Source organism: Pseudomonas sp. Irchel 3A7, from assembly GCF_900187565.1.
In the GTDB taxonomy this organism is placed as follows: Bacteria; Pseudomonadota; Gammaproteobacteria; order Pseudomonadales; family Pseudomonadaceae; genus Aquipseudomonas.
In genome coordinates this window covers 127,103-140,782 of sequence record NZ_FYED01000020.1, presented here as the reverse complement: position 1 = coordinate 140,782, position 13,680 = coordinate 127,103, and the positions used below count along the sequence as shown (strand labels likewise).

The following is a 13,680-nucleotide window of genomic DNA, read 5'->3' as shown; positions in this document are numbered from 1 at the left end:
CCTCTTCTTTAATTATGGTCGGGGCAGTTGTGAACGTGGTGAAGCATGCCGTTGGCGGCTTGTTATTAGCGTAGTCAGAGATGTTGTCCGTGGCGCGCCATGATGTGCCGCACCACGCTGTAGTCCTGGAGTGAGTCGCTGGACAGGTCTTTGCCGTAGCCCGAACGCTTGAGCCCACCGTGGGGCATTTCACTGACCAGCATGAAATGGCTGTTGATCCAGGTGCAGCCGTACTGCAAGCGCGCGGCGACTTGCATCGCCTTGTCGAGGTTCTGGGTCCAGACCGAGGACGCCAGGCCGTATTCCGAATCGTTGGCCCAGTCCACTGCTTGTTCCAGTTCATCGAAACGGGTCACGGTCACCACCGGCCCGAACACTTCGCGCTGGACGATTTCGTCGCCCTGCTTGCAGCCGGCCAGCAAGGTCGGCTGGTAATAGAAACCGGCGCCGGAATGCACCGCTGCGCCGGTTACCCGTTCGATGTGCGGCTGGCCGAGGGCACGTTCGACGAAGCTGGCCACGCGGTCGCGTTGGCGGGTGCTGATCAGCGGGCCGATTTCATTGTCGGCATCGCGCTTGCCGGCGAAACGCAGGCTGCTGACCGCCGCGCCGAGTTCGGCCACCAGGCGGTCGTGAATCCCGGCCTGTGCATAAATCCGGCACGCCGCCGTGCAGTCCTGGCCAGCGTTGTAGTAGCCATAGGTACGCACGCCGTCGACCACGGCCTGAATGTCGGCGTCGTTGCAGACGATCACCGGGGCTTTGCCGCCCAGTTCAAGGTGAGTGCGCTTGAGGGTTTTGGCTGCGGCCTGAAGGATTTTCTGGCCGGTGACGATATCGCCGGTCAGCGACACCATGCGCACCTTGGGATGGCTGACCAAGTGGCTGCCAACCCCTTCGCCGCCACCGCAGATAATGTTGATCACACCGCGTGGCAGGATCTCGGCCAGCACCGGGGCGAGGGCCAGGATCGACAGGGGGGTGTGCTCCGATGGCTTGAACACTAAAGTGTTGCCGGCGGCCAGGGCCGGGGCGATTTTCCACGCGGCCATCATGATCGGGTAGTTCCATGGCGCAATCGACGCCACCACGCCAATCGGATCGCGGCGCACCATGCTGGTGTACCCCGGCAGGTATTCACCGCTGAGCTGGCCGGTCTGGCAACGCACGGCACCGGCGAAGAAGCGGAATACGTCGACGGTGGCGCTCAAATCGTCCTGACGGGCCAGGTGTAACGGCTTGCCGCAGTTCAGGGCTTCGAGGCGGGCGAGCAAATCGGCGTTTTTTTCGATGGCATCGGCGATGCCCAGCAGCAGGTTCGAGCGCTGCTGCGGTGTGGTGCGCGACCAACTGGCGAAGGCGCGGTGAGCGGCCAGGATGGCGGCCTCGACCTGTTCGGTGCTGGCTTCAGCGATCTGCGTCAGGATTTCGCCGGTAGCCGGATTGAGGATCGGTTCGACAAAACCCTGGCCCGCGACCAATTCGCCATCGATCAACAACGCGGTGAACAACGGGGTCTGCGCGCCAGCCATTTTTCGGGTTCTCTTTTCTTGTGTGGCCATGCTGCTCCCTGTGACTGGGGCCCGACCGTCTTATATAGATGGATCAAGACTAGTGCGCGGACCCGAGGTCGACAAATACTAAATACTGAAGGTGCCGTTCGATTAAATAGATGGCTTGCGTCCGCCGTGGGGCTGCTCGCGGGCAACCGTCAGGAAGGGGTCCACCAACGCTGGGCGGGCGGTGCCGCGACGCCAGGCCAGGCCGACGTCGAGGGTCTGGCTCAGGTCGGCAATGGGCCGCGCTTCAATGATGTCGCCCTCCAGTGACCAAGGGCGGTAGGTCATGTCCGGCTGGATCGACACCCCCAGCCCGGCGGCCACCAGGCTTCGCACTGCCTCGGTCGAGGCGGTACGCAAGGTGATGCGAGGCTGCAGCGAGGCGGCCGTCCACATGCGCTGGGCGTTGCGATCCATTTCATCGACGTTCAGCTGGATCAACGGCTCGCGGGCCACGTCGGCGAGGTTGATGCTGTCGTGTTCCAGCAATGGATGCTGGGCCGGCAACCAGAGTCGGTGGGGTGAATGGGTCAACACCTCGGTCTGCAAGGCGTGGCGGTCTTCGAGATTGGAAAGAATCAGTACGCCGACATCGATCTCGCCGCTGACCAGCAAATGCTCGATGTAAGGGCGTTCGTCCTCCATCACGCGGATTTCGACGTTGGGGTAGGCGCGCTGGAAACGGGTGAGCAAATCCGCCAGGTAATAACCGGCCACCAGGCTGGTCACCCCGACGATCAACTGCCCGGCGACCTGGTCAGTGCTCTGTTGCAGGCTGCGTTTGGCGTTGTCGACCGTGGCGAGTATCAGGTGTGCCTGGCGCAGGAACTGATGACCCTGGTGGGTCAGGGTCATGCCCTTGGCGTGTCGGTTGAACAGGCCGACGCCGATTTCCTGCTCCAGCTGCTGGATCGCCAGGGTCAGGGTGGACTGGGAAATAAAAGCGGTTTGCGCAGCGGCGGAGATCGAGCCGGTCTCGGCCACGGCAATGAAATGACGGATCTGACGCAAGGTCATCATGGAGAGCGTACCCGGTGGGCGGTTTTTTCGATTTATTCGAGTGTATATCTAAATTTCTGAAAGCAGCTGCAAGCCGCACGTCTCACGCGGCAAGTTGAAAAACGGGCGGAGCAACATCTGGAAGCACTCTCGTGGGCAGACTTTGGGCACTTTCGAACTAGGCTGGTGGCCTCAAGGTTCGGTAAAACCTTTTAGTGGAGGCAGAAAATGAACACCCGTGGATTGCTCGATCAGCTGCTCAAGTCGGGCCAGGACATGTTGCAGAACAAGGCCGGTGGGGCGCAGAACAAGGCGTCTGGTGGGTTGGGCGGGTTGCTTGGTGGTAACGGCGGTTCGGGCGGGCTTGGCAGTTTGCTGTCGGGCGCCGGCGGCGGTGCACTGGCGGCCGGTGCCATGGGGTTGCTGCTGGGCAGCAAGAAAGCGCGAAAAGTGGGCGGCAAAGTCGCGGTCTATGGCGGCCTCGCCGCATTGGGCGTGCTGGCCTACAAAGCCTATGGAAACTGGCAGGCCCAGCAGGGCGGCGCATCGAAGGCAGAGCCGCAGACGCTCGACCGCTTGCCCGCTGCGCAAGTCGAGCAGCACAGCCAGGCGATTCTCAAAGCCCTGGTGGCCGCGGCCAAGGCTGACGGTCACATCGACGAACGTGAGCGCGAGCTGATCGAGGGTGAGTTCACCAAACTCGACAACGATCAGGAGCTGCACAACTGGCTGCACGCCGAACTCAACAAACCACTGGACCCCAGCGATGTCGCCCGCGCCGCCCGCACCCCGGAAATGGCCGCCGAGATGTACATCGCCAGCGTGATGCTGGTGGACGAGGAGAGCTTCATGGAGAAATCCTACCTCGACGAACTGGCGCGTCAGCTCAAGCTGGAGCCGGGGTTGAAGGCTGAGCTGGAGAAACAGGTACGGCTGGCTGCGGTGTAAACCTTCAGGCCGACTTCGCGGGCAAGCCTCGCTCCTGCAATGGATTGATGTGCACAAGACCACTGTGGGAGCGAGCCTGCTCGCGAAAGCGTATTGCGCCACGCCATCTCCTCCATGACCGAACCACGGCCCCATTCTGCCAAATCACCACTGGCACACCTCCCGCGGACAGTCCCCTCCAGAGCCAATCCTGCCTTTTTCCGGCAGGATGAGAGGTGGTGCGCACCCGTCTTATAAATGAAACACCGCCCTCGGCTATACTCCCCCGCATTTCGAATTACCCCCGAGGACAGCCTGTGAAGAACTGGACGTTGCGCCAACGCATTTTGGCGAGTTTTGCAGTCATCATCGCCATCATGTTGCTGATGGTGGTCGTTTCCTACTCGCGGCTGTTGAAGATCGAAACCAGCGAAGCGAGCGTGCGCGAGGATGCGCTGCCGGGGTTGTTTTACAGTTCGATGATTCGCGGCGCCTGGTCCGACAGTTATCTGCGGATACAAGCCAAGCTCGGCCTTGAAGAAGGGCAGGGCTTCAACAATGAGGATGCCGCGGACTTCAAGGGGTATTCCGCGCGCCTGCAAGAGCAGATGGAGCTTTATCGCCAGACCATCACCGACGATGAAGACCGGACCGAGTACGCCGCGTTCCAGAAACTCCACGAGGAATACCACCGGATTCTGGCCGCCGTGATTGAGTTGCATAAACGCAATCAGGATGCCGATGCCATCAAGCTGTTCAGAGAACAGCTGACGCCGGCCTGGACGGCGGGTCGAATGAAGGTCAATGACATCCTGCTGCATAACAAGTCCGTGGCCGACATGGATATTGCGGCCATCGACGATGCAGTACTTACCGCCAAAGTCATCATGGGCATTTCCCTGTTGATCGCGGTACTGGCCGCCGGCCTCTGCGGTCTGCTGCTGATGCGCGCGATCATGGCGCCGATGAACCGTATCGTGCAGATCCTCGAGGTGATGCGTACCGGCGATCTGAGCCGTCGCCTGAATCTGGAGCGCAAGGACGAATTCGGCGCCGTGGAAACCGGCTTCAACGACATGATGACCGAGCTGACCTCGCTGGTGTCCCAGGCCCAGCGCTCGTCGGTGCAGGTCACCACGTCGGTTACCGAGATTGCCGCGACCTCCAAGCAACAGCAGGCCACCGCCACCGAAACCGCCGCCACCACCACCGAGATCGGTGCGACATCCCGGGAAATCGCCGCCACCTCGCGGGACCTGGTGCGGACCATGACCGAAGTCTCCACCGCTGCCGATCAGGCGTCGGTCGCCGCTGGTTCCGGGCAACAGGGCTTGGCGCGCATGGAAGAAACCATGCACTCGGTGATGGGCGCAGCCGACCTGGTCAACGCCAAACTGGCGATCCTCAACGAGAAGGCCGGCAACATCAACCAAGTGGTAGTGACCATCGTCAAGGTCGCCGACCAGACCAACCTGCTGTCGCTTAACGCCGCCATCGAGGCCGAGAAGGCCGGTGAGTACGGCCGCGGTTTTGCCGTGGTCGCCACCGAAGTGCGGCGCCTGGCGGACCAGACCGCCGTCGCCACCTATGACATCGAACAGATGGTGCGCGAGATCCAGTCGGCGGTGTCGGCCGGGGTAATGGGCATGGACAAGTTCTCCGAAGAAGTGCGCCGCGGCATGTCCGAAGTGCAGCAGGTCGGTGAGCAGTTGTCGCAGATCATCCATCAGGTCCAGGCGTTGGCACCACGGGTGTTGATGGTCAACGAGGGCATGCAGGCCCAGGCCACCGGTGCCGAGCAGATTAACCACGCGCTGGTGCAGTTGGGCGACGCCAGCAGCCAGACCGTCGAATCCCTGCGCCAGGCCAGTTTCGCCATCGACGAACTGAGCCAGGTGGCCGTCGGGCTGCGCAGCGGCGTTTCGCGATTCAAAGTCTGATGAGCGAACTCACCGCCAAACGCCCTGCCGTGAAGCAAGCGTTGCATGCGTTGTTCCTGGTGTTCCGCATCGGCAGCGAGCGCTATGCCTTGCAAGCCATCGAAGTGGCGGAAGTGCTGCCGCGCCTGCCCTTGAAGCCGATTGCCCATGCGCCGCACTGGGTGGCGGGGGTGTTCGCCTGGCGTGGCGCGGTGGTGCCGGTGATCGATCTCAGCGCGCTGACCTTTGGCACGCCGGCCCGGGCGCGCACCAGCACTCGGCTGGTGCTGGTGCATTACCGTGCGGATGAACGTACGCAGGCGCAATTGCTCGGGCTGATCCTGGAACAGGCCACCGACACGTTGCGCTGCAACCCTGCGGACTTTCAGCCCTACGGGCTGGACAATCCCCGGGCACCCTACCTCGGGCCTGTTCGTGAAGATGCGCAAGGACTGCTGCAATGGGTGCGGGTCGCCGATCTTCTGGACGATCAGGTGCGTGCATTGCTGTTTCCGTCACCACCGTTTGATCCGGCGCTGATAGAGGAATTGTCATGAGCAGCGATCAGCGGTTTTTCGACTTTCTCAAGGAACGTATCGGCCTCGACGTGACGTCGGTCGGCCCGGCAATCATCGAGCGCGCGGTGCGCCAGCGCAGCACCGCGTCCCAGGTGCAAACGGCCGACGAATACTGGCGCACCTTGCAGGGCTCCCGCGACGAGCAACAAGCGCTGATCGAGGCGGTGATTGTCCCGGAGACCTGGTTTTTCCGTTACCCGGAATCCTTCGCGACCTTGGCGAAGCTGGCGACCAGGCGCCTGGCCGACATCAACAACATGCGTGCCCTGCGAATTCTCAGCTTGCCGTGTTCCACCGGCGAAGAGCCGTACTCGATTGCCATGGCGCTGCTGGATGCCGGGTTCAAGCCGCACCAGTTCAAGGTCGAAGGCATGGATGTCAGCCCGATGTCGGTGGAAAAGGCCCGGTGTGCGCTCTACGGCAAGAACTCGTTTCGCGGCCAGGACATCGCTTATCGCGACCGCTATTTCACTGCCGAAAACGACGGCTATCGCCTTAGTGCTCGGGTGGTGGAGCAAGTACGTTTGCAGGTCGGCAATCTGCTTGACCCAGGCCTGCTCGCCAATGAATCGCCCTATGACTTTGTGTTCTGTCGCAATCTGCTGATCTACTTCGACCTGCCGACGCAAAAACAGGTGTTCGAAGTCCTCAAGCGTCTGACCCATCTCGATGGCGTGCTATTTATCGGCCCGGCCGAAGGCAGTCTGCTGGGTCGTCTGGGCATGCGCTCGATCGGCATCCCGCAATCTTTTGCCTTCAGTCGCCAGAGTGCCGTGGACCCAGAGCCTGGGCCGGCATTCGCTGCTACGCACATGTCTACACCGAGACCGGTGCCCTTGCCGGTGCCGCAACCAGTGCGCAACGGTGTGCCGCCACCGGTCGCCAGGCGCCCGTTTGCGAACATTGCGCGGCCCGCGCCTGCGGCGCAACCGGGTGGTTCCGATGCCGCCGCACTGCTGGCGAATATCGCCGCGCTGGCCAACGAAGGCAAAAGTGCCGAGGCCCGTGCCGCTTGCGAGATATACCTGCGCAGCCATGAGCCCGTGGCCCAGGTGTTTTACTGGCTGGGGTTGCTCAGCGATGTCGCCGGCAGTGCCCTGGAGGCCCAAGGCTTTTATCGCAAGGCGTTGTACCTCGAACCACAACACCCCGACGCGTTGATGCATCTGGCCGCCTTGCTGCAATCCCAGGGCGACACCGTGGGTGCCAGACGATTGCAGGACCGCGCCGCCCGCAGCGAGCGTGCCGCCGACAGTGAGCGTAAACGATGATCGCCTCCGACACCTTTAGCGTCACCCATGAAGATGCCCAGGCCATCGACGATTGCTGGAACCGCATTGGTATCCGTGGCGACAAGTCCTGCCCGCTGTTGATCGAACACATTCATTGCCGCAATTGCGCGGTGTACTCGGCCGCCGCGACGCGCTTGCTGGATCGTTACGCGTTGCAGCAGGAAGATCGCGCGCACCTGTCCGCGTCGGTGGAAAGCGAGGTGAAAACCCGCTCGTTGCTGATGTTCCGCCTCGGCGAAGAATGGCTGGGGCTGGCCACACGCACGCTGGTGGAAGTGGCGCCGCAGCAGGCTATTCACTCGCTGCCGCACCAGCGATCCCGGGCCTTGCTCGGGGTTGCGAACGTACGGGGGGCGCTGGTGGCGTGCCTGTCGCTGGTGGAGTTGCTGGGGCTCGACGGCGCCAGCAAAGTGCCCTCCGGCACGCGGATTATGCCGCGCATGTTGATCATCGCCGCCAATGGAGGGCCGGTGGTGGTGCCGGTGGACGAAGTGGACGGGATTCACGCTATCGATGAGCGCACCCTCGAGGCGGCGTCGCGCTCCGGCACCCAGGCCAGTGCCAGATACACCCGTGGCGTGCTGCCCTTCAAAGGTCGCAGCCTGCGTTGGCTGGATGAAGAACAGTTGTTGTCCGCCGTGACCCGGAGCCTGTCATGACCCCCGAACAAATGCGCGATGCCTCTTTGCTGGAACTGTTCAGCCTGGAAGCCGAAGCCCAGACCCAGGTGCTGAGCGCGGGCCTGCTGGCGCTGGAGCGCGACCCGACCCAGGCCGATCAGCTCGAATCGTGCATGCGGGCGGCGCACTCACTCAAGGGCGCGGCGCGGATCGTCGGTGTCGATGCCGGGGTCAGTGTTGCCCATGTCATGGAGGATTGCCTGGTCAGCGCTCAGGAAGGGCGGCTGTACCTGCGTCCCGAACACATCGATGCGTTGCTGCAAGGCACCGATCTGCTGATGCGCATCGCGACACCGAACAACGCGCCGGAGCCTGCGGTCATCGAAGCGTATGTTGCCCTGATGGCGCGCTTGCTCGATCCGGCTGCCGCTGCCATGCCCACCATCGCAGCGGCCACGCCGCTGATGGCTGAGCGGCAACTGGAAGCGCCCGCGCCAAACGTTGAAGAGCCCGTCGCGGTCGTCGAGCCGCTGCCTGGCGAGTCGGTGGCCGCGCCGAAAAAGACTCGACGCACCGCCGAAAACGGCGAACGCGTGCTGCGGGTGACGGCCGAGCGGTTGAACAGCCTGCTCGATCTGTCGAGCAAATCCCTGGTGGAAACCCTGCGGCTCAAACCGCACCTGGCCACCATGCAGCGTCTCAAGCGCATGCAAAACAATGGGCTGCGGGCGCTGGAAAACCTCAACGTCCACCTCAAGGATCATGCCCTGAGCCTCGAAGCCCGGGAAGCCCTCGATGACGCGCGCCGGTTACTGGCCGAATCCCAGCAATTGCTGGTGGAGAAAAACGCCGAACTGGACGAATTCGCCTGGCAGGCCGGCCAGCGCGCACAAGTACTGTATGACACGGCCCTGGCCTGTCGCATGCGGCCGTTCGCCGATGTGTTGACCGGACAGGTGCGGATGGTTCGTGACCTGGGCCGCAGCCTCGGTAAACAGGTGCGGCTGGAGATCGAGGGCGAGAAGACCCAGGTCGACCGCGACGTGTTGGAAAAGCTTGAGGCTCCATTGACGCACCTGCTGCGCAATGCAGTCGATCATGGCATTGAAACCCCGCAGCAGCGGCTGTTGGCCGGCAAACCGGAAGAAGGGCTGATCCGCTTGCGCGCCTCCCATCAGGCCGGGTTGCTGGTGCTGGAACTCAGCGATGACGGCAATGGCGTCGATCTGGAAAAGGTCCGCCGCAGCATCATCGAACGCCAGTTGTCGCCGCCCGAGACTGCCGCGCAGTTGAGCGAAGAAGAGCTGCTGACCTTCCTGTTCCTGCCGGGTTTCAGCCTGCGCGATACCGTCACCGAAGTCTCCGGACGCGGTGTCGGCCTGGACGCGGTGCAGCACATGGTCCGTCAGTTACGCGGTGCGGTGGTGCTGGAGCAGACGGCGGGCGAGGGCAGTCGTTTTCACCTCGAAGTGCCGCTGACCCTGTCGGTAGTGCGCAGCCTGGTGGTGGAAGTCGGCGACGAGGCCTATGCCTTCCCGTTGGCCCACATCGAACGCATGTGCGATCTGGAACCGGCGGATATCGTGCAGGTCGAGGGGCGCCAGCATTTCTGGCATGAAGGCCGCCACGTCGGGCTGGTCGCCGCCAGCCAGTTGTTGCAACGCCCGGCGAGCCAGGGCAGCCAGCAGACCCTGAAAGTCGTGGTGATTCGCGAGCGTGATGCGATCTATGGCGTGGCGGTCGAGCGCTTTATCGGTGAGAGGACCCTGGTGGTGCTGCCGCTGGACGAGCGACTGGGCAAGGTCCAGGATATTTCCGCCGGGGCCCTGCTCGACGACGGTTCGGTGGTGTTGATCGTCGATGTCGAGGACATGCTGCACTCGGTGGACAAACTGCTCAACACCGGGCGTCTGGAGCGCATTGCCCGGCACGGTAACCAAGCCGCTGAAGCAGCCCGCAAGCGGGTTCTGGTGGTGGACGATTCCCTGACCGTGCGCGAATTGCAGCGCAAGTTGTTGCTCAACCGCGGCTACGACGTGGCCGTGGCGGTCGATGGCATGGATGGCTGGAATGCCCTGCGTTCGGAGGATTTCGATCTGCTGATCACCGACATTGACATGCCGCGCATGGACGGTATCGAACTGGTGTCATTGCTGCGTCGGGACAACCGCCTGCAATCGCTGCCGGTGATGGTGGTGTCCTACAAGGATCGTGAAGAGGACCGCCGTCGTGGACTGGACGCCGGAGCCGACTATTATCTAGCCAAAGCCAGTTTTCATGACGACGCCCTGCTCGATGCAGTGGTTGAGCTCATAGGAGGAGCGCGGGCATGAAAATCGCAATCGTCAACGACATGCCCATGGCCGTGGAGGCCTTGCGTCGCGCACTGGCGTTCGAGCCGGCGCATGAAGTGATCTGGGTCGCCGGCAACGGCAAGGAGGCGGTGCAGAAATGCGCCGAGCAGACACCGGACCTGATCCTGATGGACCTGATCATGCCGGTGATGGACGGAGTGGAGGCAACTCGGCGGATCATGGCCGAAACGCCCTGCGCCATCGTCATCGTCACGGTTGATCGCCAGCAGAACGTGCACCGGGTCTTCGAAGCCATGGGCCACGGCGCCCTGGATGTGGTCGACACCCCGGCCCTCGGTGCGGGCAATGCCCAGGAAGCGGCGGCACCGTTGTTGCGCAAGATCATGAACATCGGCTGGCTGATCGGCGATAAGGGCAAGCAGGCCCCCAGCGCACCGAGCCCGCTGCGCAGTTCGGCTTCGCGCCAGCGGCTGATCGCCATCGGCTCCTCCGCGGGCGGGCCGGCGGCGCTGGAGGTCTTGCTCAAGGGCCTGCCACGGGATTTTTCCGCCGCCATTGTGCTGGTGCAGCATGTCGACCAGGTGTTTGCCGCCGGCATGGCCGAATGGCTCGGCAGCGCCAGTGGCCTGAACGTACGCCTGGCCAAAGAAGGTGAAATGCCGCAAAGCGGCACCGTGTTGCTGGCCGGCACCAATCACCACATTCGATTATTGAAAAACGGCACGCTGGCTTACACCGCCGAGCCGGTCAACGAAATCTACCGGCCCTCGATCGATGTGTTTTTCGAGAGCGTGGCCAGTCACTGGAACGGCGATGCGGTCGGCGTTTTGCTCACCGGCATGGGGCGCGATGGCGCGCAGGGGCTTAAACTCATGCGCCAGCAGGGCTACCTGACCATTGCACAAGACCAAAACAGCAGTGCGGTGTATGGCATGCCAAAGGCGGCTGCGGCCATCGACGCCGCCGTGGAAATACGCCCGCTGGAAAAGATAGCGCCACGATTGCTGGAGATCTTTCCAAAATGACCACTCTTGGCAGCAATCCTGGCACAGGCAGTTCTCAGGTGAACGCACATGAATGAATTACAGCTCGACGACTTCAAGACTGACGAAAATGCCGCCATGGTGTTGTTGGTGGACGATCAGGCGATGATCGGCGAGGCAGTACGGCGTGGGTTATCGAACGAAGAAAACATCGACTTCCACTTTTGCGCCGATCCGCACCAGGCCATTGCCCACGCGGTCCGCATCAAGCCGACGGTGATCCTGCAGGACCTGGTCATGCCCGGTCTTGACGGTCTGAGCCTGGTGCGCGAATACCGCAATCATCCGGCGACCAAGGACATTCCGATCATTGTCCTGTCGACCAAGGAAGACCCGCTGGTCAAGAGCGCGGCGTTCGCGGCCGGGGCCAATGATTACCTGGTAAAACTGCCGGACAACATCGAACTGGTGGCGCGCATTCGCTATCACTCACGCTCCTACATGACGTTGTTGCAGCGTGATGCGGCATACCGCGCGTTGCGGGTCAGCCAGCAGCAGTTGCTCGATACCAATCTGGTGTTGCAACGGCTGATGAACTCCGATGGCCTGACCGGGCTGTCCAATCGCCGGCATTTCGACGAGTACCTGGAGCTGGAGTGGCGCCGCTCGCTGCGTGAGCAGAGCCAGTTGTCGCTGCTGATGATCGATGTAGATTACTTCAAGACCTACAACGACAGCTTCGGCCACCTGGAAGGTGACGAAGCCCTGCGCAAGGTCGCTGCAACGATCCGTGACGCCTGTGCCCGACCATCGGACCTGCCGGCCCGTTACGGCGGCGAAGAGTTCGCCCTGGTCTTGCCCAATACCTCCCAGGGGGGAGCGCGGCTGGTGGCGGAAAAACTGCGAATGACCGTGGAGGCATTGCAGGTTCCGCACATTTCCCCGACCGAAGGTTCAAACCTGACCATCAGCATCGGCCTGGCGACTATCACGCCGAAAGCGGGCAGCCATTGCCGGGAATTGATTTCGGCGGCGGACAAGGGGCTGTACCTGGCCAAGAACAATGGGCGCAATCAGGTGGGGATCGGTTGATCCCCATAGCCTGAACGGCGACGCAGAACCTAATGTGGGAGCGAGCCTGCTCGCGAATGCGGTACATCAATCAACAGAGAGGTTGAATGTGCTGCCCTCTTCGCGAGCAGGCTCGCTCCCACGGTTGATCTGCGTTGTTGCTGAAGCCCGGCTTTTCAGCCAAGCGGACTGCCGTTCGCGGCTGTTTACCGTTATACTCGCCGGCTTTCAAAAGTTCGCCTACGAGTGCTGCCCGCCATGGAAATCAACCCGATCCTGAACACCATCAAGGACCTGTCCGAGCGCTCCGAAACTATTCGGGGGTATCTTTGACTACGATCAAAAGCATGAGCGTCTGATCGAAGTCAATCGCGAGCTTGAAGATCCGGGTGTCTGGAACAAGCCTGAATACGCCCAGGAGCTGGGCCGCGAGCGTGCTGCGCTGGCGCAGATCGTCGAGACCCTGGACGAGTTGTCCGGTGGCCTGGCAGATTGCCGCGACCTGCTGGACATGGCTGTCGAAGAGAACGACGAAGGCGCAGTGGGCGATGTGGTCGCCGAACTGACCCGCCTCGAAGAGAACCTTGCCAAGCTGGAATTCCGTCGCATGTTCAGCGGCGAAATGGATCCGAACAACGCCTACCTGGACATCCAGGCCGGCTCCGGCGGTACCGAGGCCCAGGACTGGGCCAACATCCTGCTGCGCATGTACCTGCGCTGGGCCGACAAACGCGGTTTCGACGCGACCATCATGGAGCTGTCGGCCGGTGAAGTCGCCGGGATCAAGGGTGCCACCGTACACATCAAGGGCGAGTACGCCTTTGGCTGGCTGCGTACCGAGATCGGCGTGCACCGTCTGGTGCGCAAGAGCCCGTTCGACTCCGGCAACCGTCGCCACACCTCGTTCTCCGCTGTTTTCGTCTCGCCGGAAATCGACGACAAGGTGGAAATCGAGATCAACCCGGCGGACCTGCGGATCGATACCTATCGTTCCTCCGGTGCCGGTGGTCAGCACGTAAACACCACCGACTCGGCCGTACGTATCACCCACGTACCGACCAACACCGTGGTCAGCTGCCAGAACGAACGTTCCCAGCACGCCAACAAGGACACCGCCATGAAAATGCTGCGGGCCAAGTTGTACGAGCAGGAAATGCAGAAGCGCAACGCCGCTTCCCAGGCGCTGGAAGACACCAAGTCGGATATCGGCTGGGGTCACCAAATCCGTTCGTACGTGCTCGATGCGTCGCGAATCAAGGATCTGCGCACCAACATCGAACGCAGCGACTGCGACAAGGTGCTCGACGGCGACATCGACGAATACCTGGTGGCCAGCCTGAAATCAGGGCTCTAAGCCGTCAGTCCGACCTCAAGTCCCCTGCCATCGGTGGGGGCAACGAACCTGTGATGGAATATT

General features: G+C 62.2%; 11 protein-coding genes. 9 read left to right on the top strand and 2 right to left on the bottom strand.

From position 1 onward, the window contains the following. Positions 1-74: 74 nt before the first annotated feature. Entirely contained in the window at positions 75-1,562 is a 1,488-nt protein-coding gene (locus CKW21_RS28235) for a gamma-aminobutyraldehyde dehydrogenase (RefSeq protein WP_095197137.1), read from the bottom strand. A 102-nt stretch (positions 1,563-1,664) separates the two neighbouring features. Further along, a complete protein-coding gene (locus CKW21_RS28230) occupies positions 1,665-2,579 on the bottom strand; it encodes a LysR family transcriptional regulator (RefSeq protein WP_020799666.1) in 915 nt (304 codons plus the stop codon). A 207-nt stretch (positions 2,580-2,786) separates the two neighbouring features. Between CKW21_RS28230 and CKW21_RS28225 the strand changes: the two genes are divergently transcribed. The 9 genes from CKW21_RS28225 to prfB all read left to right on the top strand — a co-directional run bounded on the left by CKW21_RS28225 (position 2,787) and on the right by prfB (position 13,617). Then, a complete protein-coding gene (locus CKW21_RS28225) occupies positions 2,787-3,506 on the top strand; it encodes a tellurite resistance TerB family protein (protein ID WP_095197136.1) in 720 nt (239 codons plus the stop codon). A gap of 296 nt (positions 3,507-3,802) precedes the next feature. After that, positions 3,803-5,425: a methyl-accepting chemotaxis protein gene (locus tag CKW21_RS28220; RefSeq protein WP_095197135.1), complete on the top strand. Its 1,623-nt coding sequence runs from the start codon at positions 3,803-3,805 to the stop codon at positions 5,423-5,425. Next, positions 5,425-5,961, top strand: a complete 537-nt coding sequence (locus CKW21_RS28215; protein ID WP_095197134.1) for a chemotaxis protein CheW — start codon at positions 5,425-5,427, stop codon at positions 5,959-5,961. The genes CKW21_RS28220 and CKW21_RS28215 overlap by 1 nt, the downstream gene beginning before the upstream one ends. Beyond that, positions 5,958-7,253, top strand: a complete 1,296-nt coding sequence (locus CKW21_RS28210) for a protein-glutamate O-methyltransferase CheR (RefSeq protein ID WP_095197133.1) — start codon at positions 5,958-5,960, stop codon at positions 7,251-7,253. Before CKW21_RS28215 ends, CKW21_RS28210 begins: the two co-directional genes overlap by 4 nt. Beyond that, positions 7,250-7,933 carry a chemotaxis protein CheW gene (locus CKW21_RS28205; protein WP_095197132.1) on the top strand — a complete coding sequence of 228 codons (684 nt, stop codon included), beginning with the start codon at positions 7,250-7,252 and terminating at the stop codon, positions 7,931-7,933. The genes CKW21_RS28210 and CKW21_RS28205 overlap by 4 nt, the downstream gene beginning before the upstream one ends. Then, on the top strand, positions 7,930-10,227 hold the full coding sequence (locus CKW21_RS28200) for a hybrid sensor histidine kinase/response regulator (RefSeq protein WP_095197131.1): 2,298 nt from the start codon (positions 7,930-7,932) through the stop codon (positions 10,225-10,227). The genes CKW21_RS28205 and CKW21_RS28200 overlap by 4 nt, the downstream gene beginning before the upstream one ends. Then, positions 10,224-11,234, top strand: a complete 1,011-nt coding sequence (locus CKW21_RS28195; protein WP_095197130.1) for a chemotaxis response regulator protein-glutamate methylesterase — start codon at positions 10,224-10,226, stop codon at positions 11,232-11,234. Before CKW21_RS28200 ends, CKW21_RS28195 begins: the two co-directional genes overlap by 4 nt. 48 nt (positions 11,235-11,282) lie before the next feature. Further along, a complete protein-coding gene (locus tag CKW21_RS28190) occupies positions 11,283-12,284 on the top strand; it encodes a PleD family two-component system response regulator (protein ID WP_095197129.1) in 1,002 nt (333 codons plus the stop codon). A 237-nt stretch (positions 12,285-12,521) separates the two neighbouring features. Next, positions 12,522-13,617 (top strand): peptide chain release factor 2 gene (gene prfB / locus CKW21_RS28185; protein WP_141233041.1). Its coding sequence is split into 2 segments (ribosomal slippage): positions 12,522-12,593 and positions 12,595-13,617, totalling 1,095 coding nucleotides; the frame shifts between segments, so codons are not numbered across the junction. The last annotated feature ends 63 nt before the right edge of the window (positions 13,618-13,680 follow it).

What these genes read in the sequence shown, in the direction of transcription:
- CKW21_RS28235 (WP_095197137.1), bottom strand. Translation starts at nt 1,562, where the DNA reads ATGGCCACACAAGAAAAGAGAACCCGAAAAATGGCTGGCGCGCAGACC.
- CKW21_RS28230 (WP_020799666.1), bottom strand. Translation starts at nt 2,579, where the DNA reads ATGATGACCTTGCGTCAGATCCGTCATTTCATTGCCGTGGCCGAGACC.
- CKW21_RS28225 (WP_095197136.1), top strand. Translation starts at nt 2,787, where the DNA reads ATGAACACCCGTGGATTGCTCGATCAGCTGCTCAAGTCGGGCCAGGAC.
- CKW21_RS28215 (WP_095197134.1), top strand. Translation starts at nt 5,425, where the DNA reads ATGAGCGAACTCACCGCCAAACGCCCTGCCGTGAAGCAAGCGTTGCAT.
- CKW21_RS28210 (WP_095197133.1), top strand. Translation starts at nt 5,958, where the DNA reads ATGAGCAGCGATCAGCGGTTTTTCGACTTTCTCAAGGAACGTATCGGC.
- CKW21_RS28205 (WP_095197132.1), top strand. Translation starts at nt 7,250, where the DNA reads ATGATCGCCTCCGACACCTTTAGCGTCACCCATGAAGATGCCCAGGCC.
- CKW21_RS28200 (WP_095197131.1), top strand. Translation starts at nt 7,930, where the DNA reads ATGACCCCCGAACAAATGCGCGATGCCTCTTTGCTGGAACTGTTCAGC.
- CKW21_RS28195 (WP_095197130.1), top strand. Translation starts at nt 10,224, where the DNA reads ATGAAAATCGCAATCGTCAACGACATGCCCATGGCCGTGGAGGCCTTG.
- CKW21_RS28190 (WP_095197129.1), top strand. Translation starts at nt 11,283, where the DNA reads ATGAATGAATTACAGCTCGACGACTTCAAGACTGACGAAAATGCCGCC.